Below are 22,658 nucleotides of genomic sequence, written 5' to 3'. Positions count from 1 at the left end.
CTTTATCTATAAAAAATATCTTCTATATATTTATAAAGATCTGTCAAATCAATAGAGTCTGCAATACTTTTTAAAAGAGAAACTTTTTTATAATCATCCATTTCAATATGATCTGGAATAGTAGGATTTAACCTGTAATAGTTTTGCATAAATAATTCTTTGCAGTATATATCCTCAACTAAACTAGAGCCTTCTAGAAGAATAGTTAAAATAGGAGATTTAATCATTTTAAATGGATTAAAGGCCCATTGAATAATACCCCATTTAGAGGTGTTAGATGTTATTTTATTAGGATAATCACCGGTACCTATAGAGAGTATTCGTAGTTGACTAGAACTTTTTATACAATCCAGTTTACTTAGCGCAAAGAAAGAAGCTATAGGAGTTGGATTATTAACAACTACACCACCATCGATAAACCCTTTATGTGCTGGAAAGTATGTAGGGGCAGCAGAGCTAGCGAGAGCAGCATCTATGACAGAAAATTCAGAGGTTTCATTATTAGTTAAATTATTAAAAAAAACAGGCTCCCAGGAATTTGATGTTAATCCAGTAGTACTAAAGGTTGGAATAAATACATAAGGATCTAGATCTTTTAGCTTTAAATCTTCAGGAAAAGAGGCTTTTAATTCTTTTAATAAGTTTTTATGACTAAATTTAGGAATTAAAAGATTCGGTCTTCTTTTGGAAAATATCTTTTTTACGTTATCTTCATTATAAAGATTATCTACTATATATGCATTTCTAGAGTAAGCTAATGAGAGGGCAATTAAGGCGCCAGTAGAGGTGCCAGCAAATAAATCTATGTCGTCTAATAATGTGGGGAATTTTTGAATTATTCTGAGAAGTATTCTAGTAGAAAGAGCACCTTTTATCCCACCACCGTCAAAAGATAGGATTTTAAAATTCTTCAATTAATATTTACTCCTTAAAATTTATATATATTATTTTATTCAGAGAATTTTTATATGATAATTTAAATAGAAAAAATTATAAAAGATGAAAGAGATGAAAAAAATGAAAGAAATTAGTTTATACATACATATTCCGTTTTGTAAGCAGAAATGCTTTTATTGTGATTTTCCTTCTTATTCAGGTAAAGAAAGGTTTAAGGAAGATTATGTTAATGCACTTATTAAAGAAATTGAAATGAGAGCTAGTGGTTATATAATTAAAACTATTTTTATTGGAGGAGGAACACCGTCATATTTAGAAGTAGACCAAATAGAGAGGTTATTAGCTGCGATTAAAAACCTGAATCTACATAAAGATATTGAATTTAGCATGGAATGTAATCCGGGAGTTCTTTTTAAAGATAAATTAGTTGCTATGAAAAATGGTGGTGTTAATAGAATAAGCTTTGGATTACAATCAACAAAAGATTCTTTATTAAAAGAAGTAGGTCGTATTCATAGTTATGAAGAATTTTTAGAAAATTTCAATTTAGCAAGGGAAGTAGGCTTTAAAAATATAAATGTAGATATAATGTATGGGCTACCAAATCAAACTGTGGAAGATTGGAAAAATACATTAGAAACTATATGTGAGATAAAGCCAGATCATATATCGGCATATAGCTTAATAATAGAGGAAGGAACGGTTTTTTATAATTTATATGAAAAAGGATTATTAAAACTTCCTACTGAAGAGATGGAAAGAAGAATGGATAGCCTAACAAAGTCTATTTTAAAAGAATATGGATATCATCAGTATGAAATATCTAATTATAGTTTAGAAGGAAAAGAGTGTGAACATAATAAGGTTTATTGGCAGCTTAAGGATTATATAGGTTTAGGAACTGCTTCAAGTTCGTATATAAATGGTGTAAGAATTAAAAATATTGATGATATTGAAGAATATATAAGTAGAATTAATTCAGGTTTAGAAATTTATGAAGAGGAATATAAAAATTCACAAGATGATGAAATAGAAGAGTTTATATTTATGGGATTAAGAATGAATATAGGGATAGATGTTAAGGAATTTGAGGAAAGATTTAATAAACCTATAGATAGTATATATGCGAAAGTCTTAGAGAAAAATATTAAAAGTGGCTTATTAAAAAGAGAAGATAATAGAATATACTTAACACCAAGAGGAATGGACTTCTCCAATAATGTAATGGCAGAGTTTATATTGGATAAATGATAAAATGCTAAGTAAATTAAAGAAATATAAAGAAAAAAAGAGATAAACTTGGAAAAATAAAAACTTACAAAAAATATTCTGAAAATTTAACGTAATATCAAATTGACAAAAAAACTAAATAAGAATATATTGATAATGTAGTCATTAGCACTCGGTATTAATGAGTGCTAACAATGGGAGTGATGTAATGGCTATTGATGAAAGAAAAATAAGAATATTACAAGCCATCATTAATGACTATATTATGACAGGTGAACCTGTTGGATCAAGAACTATAGCTAAGAAGTATGACCTAGGAGTAGGATCTGCAACTATTAGGAATGAGATGGCGGATTTAGAAGAAATGGGTTATTTAGAGCAACCCCATACATCTTCAGGTAGAATACCTTCTAGTAAGGGATATAGACTATATGTTGATGGATTGATGGAAAAAGCTCAGTTAAGTAAAGAGGAAGAATTAAAGATTAAGGAATATATAATTAATTCTGCTATGTATGAAGTAGATAAATTATTAAAGGAAGCCTGCTTATTACTTTCTGAACTTACAAATTTAACATGTATAGTGCAAACACCTTCTATGAAGAGAAGCTATATTAAATCTATTCAGCTTATAAAAATAGATGAATCAAACTTAATTTCAGTTATTGTTACAGATAGTGGAGTTATTAAAAATCATAGAATTAAAATTAGCAATATGCCACCTAGTGATAAGTTATCTAGAATTAATGAAGTTTTAAATAGCAAATTAAAAAATTTAACAATTGAAGCTATTAATCTAGAAGTTATTAATGAACTAAAAAAGGAATTGGCAGGATTTGATGATTTATTTAATGCTATACTACCAGCGTTATATGAAAGTTTAAATAGCAGTGATAAGGAAGGATTAGTAGTAGAGGGTACTACAAATCTATTTAATTATCCTGAATATAACGATATTGAAAAAGCTAAAGAGATGATTCAACTTATAAGTAATAAAGATTGTGTAATAGAGTTGTTAGAGCCAGATGGTGATATAACTGTAAGAATTGGTGATGAAAATTATATTCCCGAAGCAAAAGAGTGCTCTGTAATAACTGCAGAGTATACATTAGGTGGAAGAGCAATAGGAAGTATAGGGCTTATAGGACCTAGAAGAATTAATTATTCTAAGGTGCTTTCTATAATGGCTCAGGTAATGAAGGAATTAAATAAAAGTCTTAAAAATCAAAGTCTTGATTAATGATTGTTGAGGTGTAGTAATGGAAGAGAAAAGAGAGTTAGAACAAGATGAAGTTCTTGAAGAGGTTAAAGATGAAGAGACTACTGAAGAAGTAGTTGAGGAAGTAGAAGACACTACAGAAGAAGTAGTGGAAGAAAGTGATGAAGAGGATACATTATCTATGGTAAGAAAGTTAAAAGATGAGAAGAAGAAACTTGATAATGAGCTTAATACATTAAAAGATAGACTTATGAGACTATCAGCTGAGTATGATAATTTTAGAAAAAGAACAAGCAAAGAAAAAGAGGGTATTTATACTGATGCGTGTGTTGATGTATTAAAGGAATTAGTGCCTGTTTTAGATAATCTTGAAAGAGCTATATCTGTAGATGGTAATGTTGAAGATCTTAAAAAAGGTATAGAGATGACTATAAAAGGATTCAAAACATCTTTAGAAAAATTAGGTGTTGAGGAAATAGATACTACTTCAGGATTTGATCCAAATTTCCATCAAGCAATTCAAGTTGTTGAAGATGAGAATTTAAAAACTAATGATGTTGCACAAGTATATCAAAAAGGATATAAAAGAGGCGAAAAATTAATAAGAGTCTCAATGGTGACAGTTGCTAAATAGCAATTTTAAAATGATAAAATAGCAAATAAGATTTTAAATTATAGATAGATTTCGAGGAGGAAATTATTATGGGAAAAATTATAGGTATTGACTTAGGTACAACAAATTCATGTGTAGCTGTTATGGAAGGTGGAGAACCAGTAGTTATTGCTAACTCTGAAGGTTCAAGAACTACTCCATCAGTGGTATCTTTTCAAGCAGGTGGAGAAAGATTAGTAGGTCAAGTTGCTAAAAGACAAGCAATTACAAACCCAGATCATACAATAATATCAATAAAAAGAGAAATGGGAACAGACCACAAAACTAAGATAGATGATAAAGTTTATTCACCACAAGAAATATCAGCAATGGTGCTTCAAAAAATCAAAGCTGATGCAGAGGCTTACTTAGGTGAAACAGTAACTCAAGCAGTTATCACTGTTCCTGCATATTTTAATGATGCTGAAAGACAAGCAACAAAAGATGCAGGAAGAATAGCTGGTTTAGAAGTTTTAAGAATAATAAACGAACCAACAGCTGCAGCTTTAGCTTACGGTTTAGACAAAACTGAGCATAATGAAAAAATATTCGTATATGACCTTGGTGGAGGTACTTTCGACGTATCTATTCTTGAATTAGGTGATGGAGTATTCGAAGTATTATCAACAAATGGAGATACAAAACTTGGTGGAGATGACTTCGATGAAAAAATAATGAACTACATCGCAGAGACTTTCAAAGCTGAAAATGGTATTGATTTAAGAAATGATAAGATGGCTCTTCAAAGATTAAAAGAAGCTGCTGAAAAGGCTAAGATTGAACTATCATCTTCAATGCAAACAAACATCAACTTACCATTTATCACTGCAGATGCAACTGGTCCAAAGCATATAGATATGAATTTAACAAGAGCAAAATTCAACGAGTTAACTCATGATTTAGTTCAAAGATCAATTGAGCCAATGAAGAAAGCATTATCAGATGCAGGGCTTTCAATGAGCCAAATAGATAAGGTAATATTAGTTGGTGGATCAACAAGAATACCAGCAGTTCAAGAAGCGGTTAAAAACTTCACTGGAAAAGAACCTTCAAAGGGAGTTAACCCTGATGAATGTGTTGCTATCGGTGCAGCAATTCAAGCAGGAGTATTAACAGGTGAAGTTAAGGACGTATTATTATTAGACGTTACACCATTAACATTAGGAATTGAAACTTTAGGTGGAGTAGCAACACCATTAATAGAAAGAAATACAACTATTCCAACAAAGAAGAGTCAAGTATTCTCAACAGCTGCAGATGGTCAAACATCAGTTGAAATTCACGTAGTTCAAGGTGAAAGACAAATGGCTGCTGACAATAAGACTTTAGGTAGATTTACTCTATCAGGAATAGCTCCAGCTCCAAGAGGAATTCCACAAATCGAAGTTACATTTGATATAGATGCTAACGGTATCGTTAAAGTATCTGCTATGGATAAAGGAACTGGAAAAGAAGCTAACATCACAATAACTGCATCAACTAACCTTTCAGATGATGAAGTAGAAAGAGCAGTAAAAGAAGCTGAAAAGTTTGCAGAAGAAGATAAGAAGAGAAAAGAATCTATAGAAGTTAAGAACAATGCAGATCAATTAGCTTATCAAACAGAAAAGCAATTAGAGGAATTAGGAGATAAGATTGCTGCTGATGATAAAGCTAAGATAACTTCTAAGCTAGATGCATTAAAAGCTGTTAAAGACGGAGAAGATTTAGAAGCTATCAAGAAAGCTACAGAAGAATTAACTCAAGAGTTCTATGCTATATCTTCAAAGATGTATCAAGCAGCAGGAGCTCAAGGTGGAGCAGAAGGATTTGATCCAAACAACATGGGTGGAGCAAACCAAGGTTCAGCTCAACATGATGATAATGTAGTAGATGCTGATTTCGAAGTTAAAGACGATAAATAATAAATTATAGAGGGAAGACAAAGCCGTCTTCCCTTATTTAAAGTTAAGAGTTAAGATTGATAGTTTAAAAATTAAAGATAAAATTACTTGAGTAGTTTTTACAAAAAGTTAATTACAGAGTTTCAACAGAAATTATTAACGCTTAACTATTAACTATTAACTATTAACTAAATAAAGTGGTTTACTGTTTTATTTAAAAATGGTACTATTGTTTAGTCAAAAAAGTTGTAAAAGTAATTAATTAAATAGGTGGTGACATGATAGATGGCAAGTAAAGACTATTATGCTTCCCTTGGACTTGAAAAGGGAGCAAGTGATGATGAAATTAAAAGAGCCTTTAGAAAGCTAGCTATTAAATACCATCCTGATAAGAATCAAGGAAATAAGGAAGCAGAAGAAAAGTTTAAAGAAATAAATGAAGCATATCAAGTACTTTCTGATCCAGAGAAAAAGGCTAGATATGATCAATTTGGAACTGCTGACTTTGATGGAAGTGGATTTGGATCAGGTGGATTTGGTGGTTTTGACTTCTCAGATATGGGAGGCTTTGGTGATATATTTGAAAGCTTTTTCGGAGGCGGAGCTGGTGGTTCGTCAAGAAGAAGAAATGGACCAACTAAAGGCGCAGATATAGAATATACTTTAAATTTAACTTTTGAAGAAGCTATATTTGGAACAGAAAAAGAAATCACAATTACTAAAAATGAAAATTGTGAAGAATGTAGTGGTACAGGGGCTAAGGCTGGAAGCACACCAAAAACTTGTGATCAATGTGGAGGAAGCGGTCAAGTTAGAGTGCAAAGACAAACACCACTTGGTAGCTTCGTAAGCACTTCTACTTGTGATAGATGTGGAGGAAAAGGAACAATAGTAGATAATCCTTGTCCAACATGTTCTGGAAAAGGTAAAGTAAGAAAGAGAAGAGTTATAAAGGTTAAGGTTCCGGCTGGGGTTGATACAGGTAATATAATTCCGTTAAGAGGACAAGGTGAACATGGTAACAATGGAGGACCTGCAGGGGATTTATATGTAAGAATAAATGTAGCATCATCTAAGCAATTTGAAAGAAGAGGAAATGATATTTATATAGATACTCATATTTCTATGAGTAAAGCAGCTCTAGGAGTGGAAATAGTTGTTCCAACAGTAGATGGAGATGTTAAATATACAATTCCAGAAGGAACACAATCAGGAACTTTATTTAGATTAAAGGGTAAAGGTGTTCCGAGGGTTAATTCATCAGGCAGAGGAGATCAATACGTAAGAGTAATAGTTGATATCCCTAAAAACTTAAACGAAAAGCAAAAAGATGCATTGAAAGCATTTATGGAAGCTTGTGGGGAAAGTGTTGATGGTGAAGTAAAGCATAAAAAAGGTCTTAAAGACTTATTTAGGTAAAGAAGCTGCAAATTGCAGCTTTTTTTTAATACATTAAATTTTTTATAGATTTATAGTGGCAAAACAGTATATACTAATAAAGAATTATACGGAAGCGAATATATTTTAAACTAGTGTTGAAAATATAAAATATGATATAAAAGATCTTATATAGTTTCAACAGTATATTAAAACATATGCTTAAAAGTTGTGAGGTGTACAATGGAAGAATTAAAAGAAAAGTTATTATCAGAAATAGAAGGCTTTAGGAAGTTAGGACATAAGTTTTATAATGGGGAAATGTCTATGATGGATTTTAAGCATGCTTCAGGTGGAATGGGAGTTTATGCTCATAAAGGTGGTAAGGAATTTATGATAAGATTAAGAATTCCATCAGGAGTAATTACTGTACCACAATTAAATTTAATATATGATTGGGCTGTAAAATATGGATTGGATAAATTACATTTTACTACTCGTCAAGCGATACAGTATCATGGTATTTCTATAGATTCAGTATGTGATTTAATGGAAGATGCATTAAAAGAAGATATATATACTAGAGGAGCAGGAGGTAATTTTCCAAGAAATGTTGCTTTATCTCCATTATCAGGAGTTGATAAAGAAGAACCTTTTGACCCAACACCATATGCATTAGCTGTAGGAAATTATTTTATGGAAAGAATAACAACATATAAATTACCAAGAAAACTTAAAGTATCATTTTCGAACAATGAAAGAGATACTGCACACTGTACAATTCAAGACCTTGGTTTTTTGGCTATTAATGAAAATGGTAAGAACTTATTTAGGGTATATTTAGGTGGAGGACTTGGAAGAAATCCAAGGTTAGCTTTAGTTTATCCAGAATTAATAAAACCAGAAGAAGTTTTATATTATGTTGAAGGAATGGTTAATTTATTTAAAGCTGAAGGGAACTATGAAAATAAAGCAAAAGCTCGTGTAAGATACATGGTTGATAAACTAGGAGAAGAAAACTTTATTAATGAATATAGAAAATATGTTAACGAAGCAAAAGATAGAGAAGAGTTAGAACTAAATATTGAACCTATAACTTTTAATAAAGAAGGAATAGTTATTGATATAGATGATGAAAGAATATATTCTCAAAAGCAAGAAGGATTATATAGTTTATATATTCATCCATTTGGAGGACAAATCAAGGTTTATGAATTAAAAGTTATTAAAGATATAATATCTGAATTTGAAGCAATAGAACTAAGATTATCAATGACTGAAGGAATATATATTAGAAATCTTAATGGAAATGAAGTAAAGAAACTTTTAGAAGCTACTAAATCAATTGGTGGGAAAACTTCATTTGAATATAGCGTTTCTTGTATCGGTGTTCCAACTTGCCAATTAGGAATAGGAAATAGCCAAGAAACATTAAAGGAAATGTTAAGCTATATAAGAGAAAAAGTAAATAGATTGGACTTATTACCAAGAGTTTATATATCAGGATGTGGGAATTCGTGTGGAGTTCATGAGATTGCTGAAATTGGTTTAACAGGAAAGAAGAAAAGAGTAGATGATGTAGTTAAAGAAGCTTATGAAGTACATGTTAATGGAAGTTTCTTAGCGAAAGATTGCAGATTAGGAAAAGTTTATGGTGATATATTGAAGGAAAATATTCCTGAGTTTATTTATAAACTTTCAATGGAATTAGAAGAAAAAGATATGAAATTTTCTAGTTATATAGAAAAAAATGAAGAAAGTTTCAAAAAATTATTTGAAGATTTTAAGTGTTAAAATAATAACTAAAATGTAATGTGAACTTAAAATGAAAAGGTTGCTTTAGACTATAGCAACCTTTTCATATTGAAATAAATAAGAATATATGTATAATTAATCTATGATTTAACAAAAGATTTGGAGTGAAGTAATATGAGAATGAGAAGAAAACCATGGGCAAGGCCAGAGTTAGAATCTTGCCACTTTTTCATACAAAAACCTAGTGAGTATAGAGGGAGATGGAAAGAGTTCTTTAAAAATGATAATCCTATATATTTAGAATTAGGTTGTGGAAAAGGAACATTTATGGCGGTTCATGGGGCAGAAAACCCAAATATAAATTATATTGCAATAGATATAAAGGATGAGGTTTTAGTATTAGCTAAAAGAAATATAGAAAAAGCTTACGAAGAGAAAAAACATGAATTAAATAATGTGGCACTTATGTCTCAAGAGATAGCACTTATTGATGATATGTTAAGTAAAGAAGATACAGTAGATAGAATATATATAAATTTCTGTAATCCTTGGCCAAAAGATAGACATAAAAAGAGAAGGTTAACACATACAAGACAGCTAGAAAAGTATAAAACTTTCTTAAGAAAAGAAGGAGAGATATGGTTTAAAACAGATGATGATGAGCTATTTGAAGAATCATTAGGATATTTTAAAGACTGTAATCTAGAGATAAAATATGTAACATATGATTTACATAATAGTGGATTTGAGGGAAATGTTGTTACAGAGCACGAAGAAATGTTTACAAAGCAAGGAATAAAAACAAAATTTTTAATTGCAGAATATAAATAGAGTAAATTTCTAATAATAAAAAGACTGATTTAATACAGTCTTTTTTTTATTTACTATTTCTTAAAACAATAAAATTACAAATTGACCAATGTATATGTTTACTAGAGAAAAGTGACAATATTGTAATGAATTTTTAAAGAAAATTTCATTGAATTTAAATTATAATAAAGGTATACTTGTACGAGTGAATTGGAAAGAAATAAAGAATAATGGTGATAAGAGTATGATGTTTTTTGTAACTATGATTATATTTTCGCCTATGACGGCGATTATTCCAGGAATTTATGCAATATATTTAATGATTAAAAATAAAGGAAAAATTGAAAAGAACTATTTAAATATTGGATTATTAGTACTATTTATTTGGTCTCTTATAGTAGCTTTAAAAAATGAAAGTGTATTATCGTTTTTGGGATCTAGTATGTTGCTTATGTATTTCTCTATAGGATTTTTAGGACAACAATATTTTATTACTAGAAGAAAAATTAATAAAGTTTTAAAATATTCTGTTTACTTAACGGCATTAACTGCAATTAATGGGATAATAGAAAAAATAATGTATATATATCTTCATAAGAGTACAGGAGAAGTTGTAGGACCTTTTAATAATAGAGTTGTGAGTTCTTATGGAAATCCTAATATGGCTGGGGCTTGGTTTGCAAGTGCAATATTTATAGCTTTATATTTAACAACTATAAATAGTGAAAAAAAACAAAGAAGTATTTATGCGTTGTGTACTGGAGTAATGTTAATAGCACTTCTATTAACAGAATCATCTGGAGCTTTTGTAGCTTTTGTATCTGCGTTAATTTGCTACTATGTCTTGAAAAATTTGAAAGATAAAAGAAAGATGATAATTTTAGGATTAAGCATTTTTACTATTATATCAATATTTTTAATATTACAAAGTAAAGGTGATACTCAAGCTGTTTTGACTGAGATAAATAGTTCTTTTTCGTCCAGATATGATATATGGATAGGATCTTTAAAGATGATATCTCAAAAGCCTTTAATGGGATGGGGGACGTTAGCAACTTTAGAGCATGGAAAGGATTTTTTCTATAACAACGGAAATAGTATACACTCACATAATATATATTTAACATTTTTTGTGTCCACAGGAATAATTGGATTATGTATGTATTTGTATATAAAGTTGAAGTTGTTTAAAGATCTTTTCAAACTATATAAAGTTAAGGAACCTTTAGTACCTTTGTTAGTATCATTAAACGTAGTAGTTATAGTCCAAGGATTAGTTGATTGTTCCCTTTATGCACCACAATTAGGAATACTATTTATTTCTACTTGTGCTATTACATTTAATCTGTCTCGTGGAAAAGTTAGGGCAGAAAAGAAGAGCAAAAAGAATAATAATGCTAAAGGAAATATTATTGAATTAGAAACAAAAACAATTGCAATTTAATAAAAGTATTATTAAGAGCTGTATATACGGCTCTTTTTAGTATGAGTTTTAATAGAAATTAGATATAGACTTTATCTTTACATAAGTGTAGAATATAGAATTAGTCATAGGAAAAAATAAGAGAGGATGATATGCATGGAAGGAACATGGATTGAAGTAAGAGTTATAACTAAAAGTGAGGCTTTAGAGCCAGTATCAGGCATTTTTTATAGCTTAGACTGCAAGGGTGTTGCGATAGAGGATCCAAATGATATATTAGGAAGAGAGCAAGGCCCACTAACTTGGGATTTTGCAGATATAAATATTTTAGAACATAAAGGAAATGCAGCTATTGTTAAAGCATATTTTTCTGAAGAAGATAATATAGAAGATGTACTTAAATACATAGAAGAAAGACTTTCAGATCTAAAAGAGATGGGAATAGATCTTGGAGATGGAAAGCTTGAATCAGAAAAAGTTCATGAAGAAGATTGGGCGAACAATTGGAAAAAATATTATAAACCTTCTAAGGTTGGAGAAAAAATTGTAGTTAAACCAATATGGGAAGAGTATGAAGCAAAAGGTGATGAACTTGTTGTGAATTTAGATCCAGGGATGGCTTTTGGGACAGGAACTCATGAAACTACAAGAATGTGTATACAGTCATTAGAAAAATACGTTAAAGAAGATAGTATTGTTTTTGATGTAGGATGTGGATCAGGGATACTTGCTATAGCTGCCGCAAAATTAGGAGCTAAAAAAGCGGTTGGAGTAGATTTAGATCCTGTGGCTGTAGAATCTTCTTTAGAAAATATTCAATATAATGATTTAAATAACATAGAAGTATTACATGGTAACTTGGTGGAAGTTATAGATGGTAAAGCAGATGTGGTAGTAGCTAATATATTAGCTGAAATAATCTGTATTCTTACTGATGATGTTAAGAGAGTATTAAAGAAGGATGGTTATTTTATAACTTCTGGAATTATTCATGATAGAGTAGATATGGTAGTTGATAAGCTTGAAAAATCAGGTTTTGAAGTAATAGAAAAAAATAGAGATGGCGAATGGAACTGTATAGTTGCAAGATTAAAATAGTCTTTAAAGGTGAAAAGTATGCATAAATTTTTTACATCAAAAGAATTAATAAATGAAAATATAGGAAAAATAATAGGTGATGATGTTAAACATATAATGAAAGTATTGAGATTAGCACCTGGAGAAGAAGTAATTTTAAATAATTGCGAAGGAATAGAATATTTAGCTAAAATAGATCGTGTTAATAAGCAAGAAGTAATATTAGATATAATTGAAACTATAGAAGGAAGTAATGAAAGTGATATAAAGATAACCTTATATCAAGGACTTCCTAAAAGTCAGAAGATGGACCTCATAGTTCAAAAAGGGACAGAACTTGGTATCTATGAATTCAAACCTGTAATAACTTCAAGAGTAGATGTTAAACTGAAAGGTGAATTCAAGAAATTAGATAGATTAAATAGGATATCGCTTGAAGCTGCTAAACAAAGTAAACGAAGTATAGTTCCTAAAGTTTTAGATCCTATGAGTTTTAACGATGTATTAGAAGAAATGGATTCGTTAGATTTGATGTTAGTACCTTATGAAAATGCAGAAGGTTTTGGGATAAAGACTTTAATTAATAATTTAAAAAAAGAAAATATTAATTTGAATGATATTAAAACTGTAGGGATATTAGTTGGTCCTGAAGGTGGATTTGAAGAAGATGAAATTATAAAACTGAAAGATAAAGGTGCTCATATAATTACTTTAGGTAAGAGAATATTAAGAACTGAAACAGCTGGGTTTGTTGCAGCATCATTAATTCAATATGAGCTTAGTGATTTAGGAGGAGTAATTTAATGAAGGTCGCATTTGCTACATTAGGTTGCAGAGTTAATCAATATGAATCAGAGGCAATGGCAGAAAAGTTTATAAGAGAAGGTTATGAAGTTGTAGACTTTGATCAGTTTTCTGATGTTTATGTAATTAATACATGTACTGTAACTAATATGGGAGATAAAAAATCAAGACAGATAATAAGTAGGGCAAGAAGAACTAATCCAGATGCAATAATTGCAGCTGTTGGGTGTTATTCACAAATGTCACCAAAAGAAGTTTCTGAAATACCAGGAGTAGATGTAGTTTTAGGAACAAGAAATAAAGGTGATGTAGTTTATTATGTAAATAAAGCTAAAGATGAAGGTAAATCTCAGGTACACGTTCAAGGGGTTCTTCAAAATAAGGTTTTTGAAGATTTAAAAATAGAAGATTACCAAGATAAAACTAGGGCTTTCTTAAAAATACAAGATGGATGTAATAGATTCTGTACATATTGTACGATTCCGTATGCAAGAGGCTCAGTATGCTCTAAAGATCCTAATAAGGTTCTTTCTGAAGTTAGAGAGCTTGCTAAAAATGGATTTAAGGAAGTTATACTTTCAGGAATACATACAGCATCTTATGGATTAGACTTAGAAGGTAATGTAAATTTAATTTCAATAATTGATGAAATAGAAAAAATTGATGGAATAGAAAGAATTAGAATAGGTTCTATAGAACCAGCATTCTTTACTCCAGAAGTTATAGAAAAGATTAAAAACTTCAAGAAACTTTGTCCTCATTTCCATCTTTCACTTCAAAGTGGTTGTGATGCAACGTTAAAAAGAATGAATAGAAGATATACAGCTAAAGAATATGAGGATTCAGTAAATCTTTTAAGAGAAACTCTTCCTGATGTTTCTATATCAACAGATGTAATAGTAGGTTTCCCAGGTGAAACTGAAGAGGAATTTAACGAAACGTATGAATTCTTAAAGAGAATAAAACTTACAAAGACTCACATATTTAAGTATAGTCCAAGAAAAGGGACTAAGGCAGCGGATATGCCAAATCAACTTGATGGAAAAGTTAAAGATGAGAGAAGTAAAAAACTTATTGAGTTAAATGATATAAATGAAAAAGCATTTACGGAAAAATTCCTTGGCAGAGAAATGGATGTTTTAATGGAGCAAGGAGTAAAAGGTAAAGAAGATGTATACGAAGGATATACAAGAAATTATATAAAAGTTGAAGTTCATTGTATGGCTGCTAATATTACTGGTAGAATAGTGGATGTAAGATTAGAAAAAGCTGAAAAAGATTATGCAATAGCAGAAATGGTTTAAAGCAGTTAATAGTTAATAGAGAAGAGTTAATAATTTAATATATGATTCTAGACTATTAACTATTAACTTTTAATTCTTAACTATATTAAAGGGAGGTGAATTTATGGAGGAGTGTATTTTTTGTAAAATTATAAAAGGTGAAATTCCGTCAAAGAAGGTATATGAAGATGATAAAGTTTTGGCTTTTTATGATATAAGCCCAGAAGCACCTACTCACTTTTTAGTAATTCCAAAGGAACATATAAAAAGTGCTAATGAAGTAAATGAAAAAAATTGTGAAATTGTTGCACATATTTTTGTAGTGATTAATAAAATAGCAAGAGAGCTTGGAATTGATAAGAGGGGCTATAGAATAGTTAATAACTGTGGAGAAGATGGCGGTCAAACAGTAGGACATATGCATTTTCATGTGCTAGGTGGAAGAGAACTACAATGGCCACCAGGCTAAGTTAAAAGTTATTTATTATTGACAGTTTAAGTCTAAATATTATATAATATAGCGTGTGTTATTAAGCCCGTAGCTGAGTTATAAATTAATTTGAGCTAGCGGAGGGAGGGATAATAGATGTCAGAAATTAAAGTTAGAGAAAATGAAACACTAGAAAGTGCTTTAAAGAGATTTAAAAGAAAATGCGCTAACGCTGGAGTTCTTTCAGAAGTAAGAAAGAGAGAACACTACGAAAAACCAAGTGTTAAAAGAAAGAAAAAATCAGAAGCTGCAAGAAAGAGAAAATTCAAGTAGTATTCTTTTTTAGTGTTATTAAAAATAAACTATAAGAATTCTGTAGGTATATTGCAAAATATTCCTTTAATAAATCTGCTGCGTTATTAAATCGATAAAATAGTAGTACTTGATCATGATATATAGATTTCTAGGTTTTAGCAAAGATCAAAGGTAGCTATTTAAATTGAATTAATAACTAAGGAGTGAAAGATTTATAAAATGGTAAATCTTTATAAGTTACCTTCCTCAGCAATTAGGTAAAGAGATTTTACAAATTGTAAAACACGGCTACAGATATAGGGATAATGACATATAAAATATAGGTTAACTTATTATATCGGTTATACCAATTATTTCAATACAAAGTAGATTTAGAAACTTGTAAGTTAGGATTTATAACTATTAAAATATTAATAAAGAAAGAACTCAATGTAAATTGAGTTCTTTTTTTATTATTTTGTGATTTTATTCCTTATTTTATCATAAAGTACATTGAGAGACTTTAATTAGGAGGAAATATAATGGGAGAAAAGTTAAGTAAAAAGAGAGCTATATTAATTGAAAAGTTAGATCTTCCAAAGGATGTTGTATTAGATGTGCCAAAGATAATAGTTGTAGGTAAAGAAGAAGTTACTATAGAGAACCATAAAGGTATATTAACTTTTAATGAATATGAAATAAGGATAAATAGTAAACTAGGCCCTATATCTATAAAAGGTGAAGGGTTTGAAATATTATATATAGCAACATCAACAATAACGATTAGCGGAAAGTTTGCTTCAATATCTTATGAGGAGTGATAATTATGGGGATGAATAATATTAAAGCAGGAAGAATAACTGTAGAGATAAAACTTTTGAATCCTGATAGGATTTTGAACATATTTTGGAATAGAAATATAAACATATATAAAATAAATAAAAAGAATATTTCTACTATGAGATTAGATATTGATTATATTAATTACGATGAAGTGTGTGAAGTTATTAAAGCTTTGGGAGGAAAGATAACTATAGTTAAAAGAAAAGGCACTATATTTTGGCTTAGAAACTTAAAAGGGAAAATATCTTTGGTATTTGGATTGTTAGTGTTTTTGGGAGTCATATTTTTATTATCTAATTATATATGGGCAATAGATATAAATGTTCAAGAAAATATTTCTCCTTTTGAAATAAGACAACAATTAAAAGAGATTGGTATAAAGCCAGGGTTGCCTAAAAATCATATAGTGGTTGAGGATATAGAAAAGAAATTAGAAAATGCAAATAGTGAGATATTATGGCTTAGGGTAAGAGTAGAAGGATCTACTTTGAATGTAACTATAGAGGAGAAAATTAACCCGCCTACAGAATGGAGTGGACAGTATGGAAATTTAGTTGCCACTGAAGATGGAGAAGTGGTTAAGGTTTATACTTATGCAGGTAGGCCTGCAGTTAAACAAGAGCAAATGATTAAGAAAGGTGATGTATTGATAGAAGGTATAGATGGAAAAGAAGGACAAGAATATATAATTCCACCTAGGGGAATGGTAATAGCTAACACTTTTCATGAGAAAACGATGCAACTTAAATTAACTGGTACAAGGTTGGAGAGGAGTGGAGACAAGGAAACGGAATATTACATTAGTCTATTTGGTAAAAAAATATATTTAAAGAAGGCTATAAAAGATTTTAAAGAGTATGATAGAATAGAAAAGAGTGGAAAAATATTTAATGAAGTGGTATATTATGAGAGAACAGAAAAAGAAATAGAACTTACTGAAGAAGAAGCGGAAAAGATTGCTATAGAAAATTTAGAAGAGTCATTAAAAAAAGATCTTACTAGAGATTCTAAGGTAGTAGATAAAATTGTAAAGAAGCAATTAGATAATGAAGGGAATTTAACTATAAAGGTAGTTTTTGTTGTAGAGAAAAATATAGTAAATAATATTCCTGTGCAATACTAACATTTAATGGGATGAGAAGGTGAGTATATGAAAATGGTGGATGAGAAAAAGTTTGAAAATTCTAGAGAGAAATGGCGTAGAAGTTTTCTGTTTACTATGGTTTTTATTATTACTTATTTTATAATGCTTACTGCTGTAGCTCCAAGTAAGTATGATTTAAAGGTTGGGGATATAGCTGAAGTAGATATAAAGGCACCAAGAGATATAATAGATCAAGATGCTACAAAGGCTAAAGAAAATGAAATAATAGAATCAGTAGAAAAGGTATATTCACTTAAGGGAGAAGTAAAACTTGAAGCTACTAAGAGTGTAACAACATTTTTTACAAAGTTAATAAACTTGAGAAGTAGTGAAGTGTCTGAAAAAGAAAAAATTGAGACTTTAAAAAAGATAGATACATTTACGTTAACCGATAGCAATTACAAAACATTATTATCAATAACTAATGAAAAGGCCACTGAAATGCAGTGGATATTATTAAGTGCGTTAGAAAAGGTATATGAGAATAATATTAGAGATGAAAGTGATGAAGATATAGAAGCTAAGACTATTGATGAGGCTAAAGTTATTGCTAATGATGTAATAGATTCTTCGGAGCTAGATGAGAGTTTAAAGAACATATTAAAGGATATGGCGTACTCGCAAATAAAGCCTAACTGGGTATTTGATAAGGATAAGACAGATGAAAAAGTTACTGAGGCTTTAAAATCTGCACCAAAGGAATATATAAAGAAAAGTCAAATAATTGTAAAAGAAGGAGAACCAATAACTCAATCTCAAATTGAGGTATTAACAGAGCTTGGTATTATAGGAGATGGAGTAGATAAAGGATATTTATTTATATATATCGTTTTAGCTGCACTTGTATTTTTAACACTAGCACTTCAATACCTATATATGAAAAAAGAAAGATTGGGACTATTATTAAATACTAAAGTAGTATTAATGATCATTATTTTAAATATTGTATCGATAATAATGGCTAGGTCGCTAAACTTTGTTTCTCCTTTTGTAATTCCGCTAGGATGTACAGCGTTGATTATGACTTTGTTACTAGACTATAAATTAGCTGTTGTAATAAATACATTGAATTTAGTTTTCGTAGCAATTATTACAGGTTTTAGTCCACAAGTAATTGTTTTGGGAATAGTTAATATAATAGTGGCTTGCACGTCGATAAAGAAAGTAAATGGTAGAAATGAAGTTTTACAAGCGACTCTATATATGGTTATAGCTTCAGCTATTGTTACTTTAGCTACAGGATTATTAGTATCTAATAATTTTAAAATGATTGTATCTGAAGTGACTTTTTCAATATTAGGTGCTTTATTATCAGGGATATTTGCGATAGGATTTACACCATTTCTAGAGAGTGCGTTCAAAATAGTTACTAATATGAAATTATTGGAACTGTCTAATCCTAATAGCCCTTTACTAAAGAGATTATTAATGGAGGCACCTGGAACTTATAATCATAGCTTGATGGTTGCCAACTTGGCAGAGGTAGCTGCTGAGGAAGTTGATGCAAATCCTATTTTAGCAAGGATTGGATCATATTATCATGATGTTGGTAAGCTTAAGAGACCGATATTTTTTGGTGAAAATCTTATGGGAAGAGAAAATCCGCATAATAGAATTAAACCAACTTTAAGTGCCCAAATTATTATTTCTCATGCTAAAGATGGATTAGAATTGGCTAAAGAGTATAAATTGCCTGAAATTATTCAAGATATAATTATACAACATCATGGTACAACGTTAGTTAAGTATTTTTATTATACATTGAAAAATTCAAGTGATAATCCAGATGAAATTAAAGAAGAAGATTTTAAATATAGTGGACCAATTCCATCTAGTAAAGAGGCTACAATAATTATGTTAGCAGATAGCGTTGAGGCAGCGGTAAGATCAATACCTATGCCTACTAAAGAAAAAATTGAGGAAATGGTAAATAATATATTTAAAGATAAATTGCAATCAGATCAATTGATTAATTCAGATTTGACTTTAAGAGATATAGAAAATATTAAAAAGTGTTTCTTAAAAGTTTTAATTGGTGTTTATCATCAAAGGGTAGAATATCCAAAAGAAAAATAATAATATATTCGGGGAGGTTTTTACCTTCCCATTTTATTAAAATAAATTTCAATTTAAAGGAGAAAAATATGTTATATACAGATAATAGACAAAATAAAATAGATGTCACAGAAGAATTTATAAAAGAATTAGAAGAAGTTTGTATTAATACTTTAGAAAAAGAGGAGGTAAGACAAAAGTGCCAAATTTCATTGTTATTTGTAAACAATGAGGAAATAAGAGAGATCAATAATGAAACTAGAAACATAGATAAGGCTACAGACGTATTATCTTTCCCTATGTTAGATTATCCGAAGGGAAAAGTTTTTAAGGATGTATATAAAGATAAGAAGTTTGATATTATGTATATGGATCAAGATGAGTTAGTTTTAGGAGATATGGTATTATCATTAGAAAGAGCAATGGAGCAAAGTATAGAATATAATCATTCTTTTAAAAGAGAAGTTTGTTATTTAGTAGTACATTCTATACTACATTTACTTGGATATGACCATATGGAAGATGAAGAGAAGAAGGTAATGAGAAGTAGGGAAGAGGAAATATTAAATGGACTAGATATAAAGAGATAATATAAAAGGGTGATAATTATGGGAATGAGAAGGTTGTTAGAGAGTTTTAATCATGCAATAAACGGCATAATTTATGCTGTAAGAACCCAAAGGAATATGAAAATACATACAGTTGGAGCTGTTATAGTTTTGCTATCATGTTTTTTTATTGATGTATCAAAAGTAGAATTTTTAATTTTAGCATTAACTATAACAAGTGTATTTGTAGCTGAGATGATAAATACAGCAATAGAAGCTGCTATAGATTTAAATACAAATTATTATCATCCTTTAGCTAAAGTAGCAAAAAATACGGCGGCTGGAGCAGTGTTAATAACTGCTATAAATGCAGTTTTAGTTGGATATATTATATTTTGGGATAAACTTGAAGAGATATCTTATGGAGTTGTCCACAAAATGAAGAATTCCGAGCCATATATGATATTTATAGCTCTAGTAATAGTAAGCTTAGCAACGGTTATAATAAAAGCTATATATGGAGAGGGAACTCCTTTGAAGGGTGGTATGCCAAGTGGGCATAGTGCTTTGGCTTTTTCTATATCAACTGCTATTTCGCTCATTACAGAAGAACCAATATGTATAATTTTAGCGTATTTGATGGCTTTTATTACAGCGCAAAGTAGGGTAGACTCAGAAGTTCATTCAGTTTTTGAAGTCATCGTAGGAGCTCTTTTAGGAGTTTTATTGACACTGTTAATATTTACTATATTTAAATTGTAAGTGTGTCTCTAAATCAAAGGTTTAGATATCATAAAAATATTTAAAAATTTTTATGATATTTGGAGACAATAAATTTAAATGTGATATACTATTTAAGAATGGAGGCTGAAAATATGGATTACAAAGAGATAGTAGAAAAAGCATTAGAAGCAAGGGAAAAAGCATATTGCCCATATTCGAATTTTAAAGTTGGAGCAGCAGTTTTATTTGAAGATGGAAAAATATATACAGGATGTAATATAGAAAATGCATCTTTTGGTGGAACTAATTGTGCAGAAAGAACTGCAATATTTAAAGGTGTATATGAAGGAAATAGAGAAATAAAGGCTATAGCTGTAGTTGGTGACACAAGCACTTATACATATCCATGTGGTATATGTAGACAGGTAATTGCTGAGTTTGTAGTAGATACATCTATACCTGTTATAATAATAAAAAATGCAAATGATTATTTAGTAAAAACATTTGATGAAATATTACCAGGAATCTTTTCAAAAAAAGATTTAAATGGTTAGGAGGAAGTTAATGTATAAATCAGGATTCGTAACAATAGTTGGTAGACCAAACGTAGGAAAATCAACGCTACTAAATCAAATAATGGGTGAGAAACTATCTATAGTATCAAATAAACCTCAAACTACAAGAAATAATATTCAAACAATATTAACAGGTGAGGATTATCAAATAGTTTTCGTTGATACACCAGGGATACATAAGCCAAAGCATAAGCTTGGTGAATTTATGGTTAATTCAGCAAAGGATTCTATTAAAGAAGTCGATTTAGTACTATTTCTAATAAATCCAGATGAAGAAATTGGAAGAGGAGATAAGTTTATTTTAGAAGCTCTAAAAGAACAAAATGCTCCAGTGTTTTTAGTAGTAAATAAAGTGGATGAAAACAGTCATGATAAAGTTGCTAAGACTTTACAAATGTATTCTGAAGAGTACAACTTTAAAGAAATAATTCCTATTTCTGCTTTAAAGGGAAAGAATGTAGATACTTTAGTTGAATTAATGAAAAAATATATGCCTGAAGGACCACAATACTATCCAGAAGATATGATAACTGATGTACAAGAGAGATTTATAGTATCAGAAATAGTAAGAGAAAAAGCTTTAAGAAACCTTAGAGATGAGGTTCCGCATGGAATAGCTGTTGATGTTATTCAAATGAAACAAAGTGAAAATGGAACATATCATATAGAGGTAGATTTGATATGTGAAAAAGATTCACATAAAGGAATAATCATAGGTAAAAATGGAGTTAGTTTAAAGAAGATAGGTGAAACTTCTAGGTATGAAATTGAAAGATTCTTACATGCAAAAGTTAACTTGAAGGTATGGGTTAAAGTAAGAAAAGAATGGAGAGATAACAATCTTTTACTTAAGGAATTAGGATATAAGAAAATGAAATAACTAGGGGTGGATTTATTGGCACTTTTAAATACTAAAGGTGTTGTTTTAAAATCACAGGATTATAAAGAGAATGATAAGCTTATCTGGATATATACAGAGGCTGAAGGAAAGGTTACAGCTATAGCAAGAGGGTCAAAGAAAAGTAAAAGTAAATTTTTATCTATGACTCTACCTCTTTGCTTTGCTGACTATTCACTTTTTCAAGGGAAAAATCTCTACAATCTTCAAGAAGGTAAAATTATAAACTCTTTTCAAGGGTTATTAGATAATTTAGATAAGCTTACATATTCGTCGTACGTATGTGAGCTTATCGATATTTGTGTGGAAGATGGAGAAAAAAATTTGAATCTTTTTAAAGATTTTATAACATGTCTATATTTATTAAATACTGATGCTTTAGATTATGAGCTTTTAATAAGATCTTTTGAATTAAGAGTTTTGAAAGCTACAGGATATGGCTTGATATTTGATAATTGTAGTATATGCAAAAAACCTATAAACTCATCTACATATATTTCTTTAAATAATTTTGGTGGAGTATGTGATGAGTGTAATAAAGTAGGTGGAATTTATATATCTAGGGCTGCATATAGTGCTTTGAGATTTTTAAACAATACACCAATGGATAAAGTTTATAGATTAAATTTAACAGATGAAGTTAAAAAGCAAATTGAGAAGGTAACAACGTATATAATTTATTCAAATTATTCAAAACGTCCTAAGAGCTTAGAGATGTTAAATTATATTAAGGAGTAG

At 29.7% G+C, this 22,658-nt stretch carries 22 protein-coding genes; 21 read left to right on the top strand and 1 reads right to left on the bottom strand.

Features of this window, described 5'->3' with window-relative positions:
- Positions 1–2: 2 nt before the first annotated feature.
- Positions 3–914, bottom strand: a complete 912-nt coding sequence (locus H8S20_RS20260; protein ID WP_186861203.1) for a patatin-like phospholipase family protein — start codon at positions 912–914, stop codon at positions 3–5.
- A gap of 103 nt (positions 915–1,017) precedes the next feature.
- Between H8S20_RS20260 and hemW the strand changes: the two genes are divergently transcribed.
- The 21 genes from hemW (at position 1,018) to recO (ending at position 22,658) form a co-directional block, all read left to right on the top strand.
- On the top strand, positions 1,018–2,148 hold the full coding sequence (hemW, locus tag H8S20_RS20255) for a radical SAM family heme chaperone HemW (RefSeq protein ID WP_032117970.1): 1,131 nt from the start codon (positions 1,018–1,020) through the stop codon (positions 2,146–2,148).
- Between the two features lie 187 nt (positions 2,149–2,335).
- Positions 2,336–3,367 carry a heat-inducible transcriptional repressor HrcA gene (hrcA, locus tag H8S20_RS20250; protein ID WP_032117971.1) on the top strand — a complete coding sequence of 344 codons (1,032 nt, stop codon included), beginning with the start codon at positions 2,336–2,338 and terminating at the stop codon, positions 3,365–3,367.
- A 19-nt stretch (positions 3,368–3,386) separates the two neighbouring features.
- On the top strand, positions 3,387–3,980 hold the full coding sequence (grpE, locus tag H8S20_RS20245) for a nucleotide exchange factor GrpE (RefSeq protein ID WP_032117972.1): 594 nt from the start codon (positions 3,387–3,389) through the stop codon (positions 3,978–3,980).
- A gap of 68 nt (positions 3,981–4,048) precedes the next feature.
- Positions 4,049–5,902 carry a molecular chaperone DnaK gene (gene dnaK / locus H8S20_RS20240; RefSeq protein WP_032117973.1) on the top strand — a complete coding sequence of 618 codons (1,854 nt, stop codon included), beginning with the start codon at positions 4,049–4,051 and terminating at the stop codon, positions 5,900–5,902.
- 264 nt (positions 5,903–6,166) lie between these two features.
- Entirely contained in the window at positions 6,167–7,300 is a 1,134-nt protein-coding gene (dnaJ, locus tag H8S20_RS20235) for a molecular chaperone DnaJ (RefSeq protein ID WP_032117974.1), read from the top strand.
- Between the two features lie 201 nt (positions 7,301–7,501).
- Positions 7,502–9,052, top strand: a complete 1,551-nt coding sequence (locus H8S20_RS20230; RefSeq protein WP_032117975.1) for a nitrite/sulfite reductase — start codon at positions 7,502–7,504, stop codon at positions 9,050–9,052.
- A 135-nt stretch (positions 9,053–9,187) separates the two neighbouring features.
- Positions 9,188–9,844, top strand: coding sequence for a tRNA (guanosine(46)-N7)-methyltransferase TrmB (gene trmB / locus H8S20_RS20225; protein WP_186861202.1), 657 nt, complete (start codon positions 9,188–9,190; stop codon positions 9,842–9,844).
- A 223-nt stretch (positions 9,845–10,067) separates the two neighbouring features.
- Entirely contained in the window at positions 10,068–11,267 is a 1,200-nt protein-coding gene (locus H8S20_RS20220; protein ID WP_186861201.1) for an O-antigen ligase family protein, read from the top strand.
- A gap of 135 nt (positions 11,268–11,402) precedes the next feature.
- Positions 11,403–12,344, top strand: coding sequence for a 50S ribosomal protein L11 methyltransferase (prmA, locus tag H8S20_RS20215; RefSeq protein WP_186861200.1), 942 nt, complete (start codon positions 11,403–11,405; stop codon positions 12,342–12,344).
- 18 nt (positions 12,345–12,362) lie between these two features.
- Positions 12,363–13,127, top strand: coding sequence for an RsmE family RNA methyltransferase (locus tag H8S20_RS20210; RefSeq protein WP_186861199.1), 765 nt, complete (start codon positions 12,363–12,365; stop codon positions 13,125–13,127).
- Positions 13,127–14,431, top strand: coding sequence for a tRNA (N(6)-L-threonylcarbamoyladenosine(37)-C(2))-methylthiotransferase MtaB (gene mtaB / locus H8S20_RS20205; RefSeq protein ID WP_186861198.1), 1,305 nt, complete (start codon positions 13,127–13,129; stop codon positions 14,429–14,431). The genes H8S20_RS20210 and mtaB overlap by 1 nt, the downstream gene beginning before the upstream one ends.
- Positions 14,432–14,534: 103 nt before the next feature.
- Positions 14,535–14,879 (top strand): histidine triad nucleotide-binding protein, encoded by a 345-nt coding sequence (locus H8S20_RS20200; protein WP_186861197.1) that lies wholly within the window; start codon positions 14,535–14,537, stop codon positions 14,877–14,879.
- A gap of 117 nt (positions 14,880–14,996) precedes the next feature.
- Complete coding sequence (gene rpsU / locus H8S20_RS20195; protein ID WP_032117982.1) at positions 14,997–15,173, top strand: 30S ribosomal protein S21; 177 nt, start codon at positions 14,997–14,999, stop codon at positions 15,171–15,173.
- 503 nt (positions 15,174–15,676) lie between these two features.
- Complete coding sequence (gene yqfC, locus H8S20_RS20190) at positions 15,677–15,955, top strand: sporulation protein YqfC (protein ID WP_186861196.1); 279 nt, start codon at positions 15,677–15,679, stop codon at positions 15,953–15,955.
- Between the two features lie 5 nt (positions 15,956–15,960).
- On the top strand, positions 15,961–17,100 hold the full coding sequence (gene yqfD / locus H8S20_RS20185) for a sporulation protein YqfD (protein ID WP_032117984.1): 1,140 nt from the start codon (positions 15,961–15,963) through the stop codon (positions 17,098–17,100).
- A 27-nt stretch (positions 17,101–17,127) separates the two neighbouring features.
- Positions 17,128–19,197 (top strand): HD family phosphohydrolase, encoded by a 2,070-nt coding sequence (locus H8S20_RS20180; RefSeq protein WP_186861195.1) that lies wholly within the window; start codon positions 17,128–17,130, stop codon positions 19,195–19,197.
- Between the two features lie 68 nt (positions 19,198–19,265).
- Complete coding sequence (ybeY, locus tag H8S20_RS20175) at positions 19,266–19,766, top strand: rRNA maturation RNase YbeY (protein ID WP_186861194.1); 501 nt, start codon at positions 19,266–19,268, stop codon at positions 19,764–19,766.
- A gap of 18 nt (positions 19,767–19,784) precedes the next feature.
- Positions 19,785–20,486 (top strand): diacylglycerol kinase, encoded by a 702-nt coding sequence (locus H8S20_RS20170; protein ID WP_186861193.1) that lies wholly within the window; start codon positions 19,785–19,787, stop codon positions 20,484–20,486.
- Positions 20,487–20,599: 113 nt separating this feature from the next.
- On the top strand, positions 20,600–21,001 hold the full coding sequence (locus H8S20_RS20165) for a cytidine deaminase (protein ID WP_032117988.1): 402 nt from the start codon (positions 20,600–20,602) through the stop codon (positions 20,999–21,001).
- Between the two features lie 10 nt (positions 21,002–21,011).
- Positions 21,012–21,902 carry a GTPase Era gene (gene era, locus H8S20_RS20160; protein ID WP_032117989.1) on the top strand — a complete coding sequence of 297 codons (891 nt, stop codon included), beginning with the start codon at positions 21,012–21,014 and terminating at the stop codon, positions 21,900–21,902.
- Between the two features lie 6 nt (positions 21,903–21,908).
- On the top strand, positions 21,909–22,658 hold the full coding sequence (gene recO / locus H8S20_RS20155) for a DNA repair protein RecO (protein WP_186861192.1): 750 nt from the start codon (positions 21,909–21,911) through the stop codon (positions 22,656–22,658).

It is taken from the genome of Clostridium hominis (assembly GCF_014287825.1).
GTDB lineage: Bacteria > Bacillota > Clostridia > Clostridiales > Clostridiaceae > Clostridium > Clostridium hominis.
This window is presented reverse-complemented; position numbering and strand designations above follow the sequence as displayed.

Coding starts and splice junctions, on each gene's coding strand:
- H8S20_RS20220 (WP_186861201.1), top strand. CDS start 10,068: ATGATGTTTTTTGTAACTATGATTATATTTTCGCCTATGACGGCGATT.
- ybeY (WP_186861194.1), top strand. CDS start 19,266: ATGTTATATACAGATAATAGACAAAATAAAATAGATGTCACAGAAGAA.
- rpsU (WP_032117982.1), top strand. CDS start 14,997: ATGTCAGAAATTAAAGTTAGAGAAAATGAAACACTAGAAAGTGCTTTA.
- H8S20_RS20165 (WP_032117988.1), top strand. CDS start 20,600: ATGGATTACAAAGAGATAGTAGAAAAAGCATTAGAAGCAAGGGAAAAA.
- dnaK (WP_032117973.1), top strand. CDS start 4,049: ATGGGAAAAATTATAGGTATTGACTTAGGTACAACAAATTCATGTGTA.
- H8S20_RS20170 (WP_186861193.1), top strand. CDS start 19,785: ATGGGAATGAGAAGGTTGTTAGAGAGTTTTAATCATGCAATAAACGGC.
- H8S20_RS20180 (WP_186861195.1), top strand. CDS start 17,128: ATGAAAATGGTGGATGAGAAAAAGTTTGAAAATTCTAGAGAGAAATGG.
- H8S20_RS20200 (WP_186861197.1), top strand. CDS start 14,535: ATGGAGGAGTGTATTTTTTGTAAAATTATAAAAGGTGAAATTCCGTCA.
- yqfD (WP_032117984.1), top strand. CDS start 15,961: ATGGGGATGAATAATATTAAAGCAGGAAGAATAACTGTAGAGATAAAA.
- prmA (WP_186861200.1), top strand. CDS start 11,403: ATGGAAGGAACATGGATTGAAGTAAGAGTTATAACTAAAAGTGAGGCT.
- era (WP_032117989.1), top strand. CDS start 21,012: ATGTATAAATCAGGATTCGTAACAATAGTTGGTAGACCAAACGTAGGA.
- mtaB (WP_186861198.1), top strand. CDS start 13,127: ATGAAGGTCGCATTTGCTACATTAGGTTGCAGAGTTAATCAATATGAA.
- H8S20_RS20210 (WP_186861199.1), top strand. CDS start 12,363: ATGCATAAATTTTTTACATCAAAAGAATTAATAAATGAAAATATAGGA.
- dnaJ (WP_032117974.1), top strand. CDS start 6,167: ATGGCAAGTAAAGACTATTATGCTTCCCTTGGACTTGAAAAGGGAGCA.
- H8S20_RS20230 (WP_032117975.1), top strand. CDS start 7,502: ATGGAAGAATTAAAAGAAAAGTTATTATCAGAAATAGAAGGCTTTAGG.
- trmB (WP_186861202.1), top strand. CDS start 9,188: ATGAGAATGAGAAGAAAACCATGGGCAAGGCCAGAGTTAGAATCTTGC.
- hemW (WP_032117970.1), top strand. CDS start 1,018: ATGAAAGAAATTAGTTTATACATACATATTCCGTTTTGTAAGCAGAAA.
- yqfC (WP_186861196.1), top strand. CDS start 15,677: ATGGGAGAAAAGTTAAGTAAAAAGAGAGCTATATTAATTGAAAAGTTA.
- hrcA (WP_032117971.1), top strand. CDS start 2,336: ATGGCTATTGATGAAAGAAAAATAAGAATATTACAAGCCATCATTAAT.
- grpE (WP_032117972.1), top strand. CDS start 3,387: ATGGAAGAGAAAAGAGAGTTAGAACAAGATGAAGTTCTTGAAGAGGTT.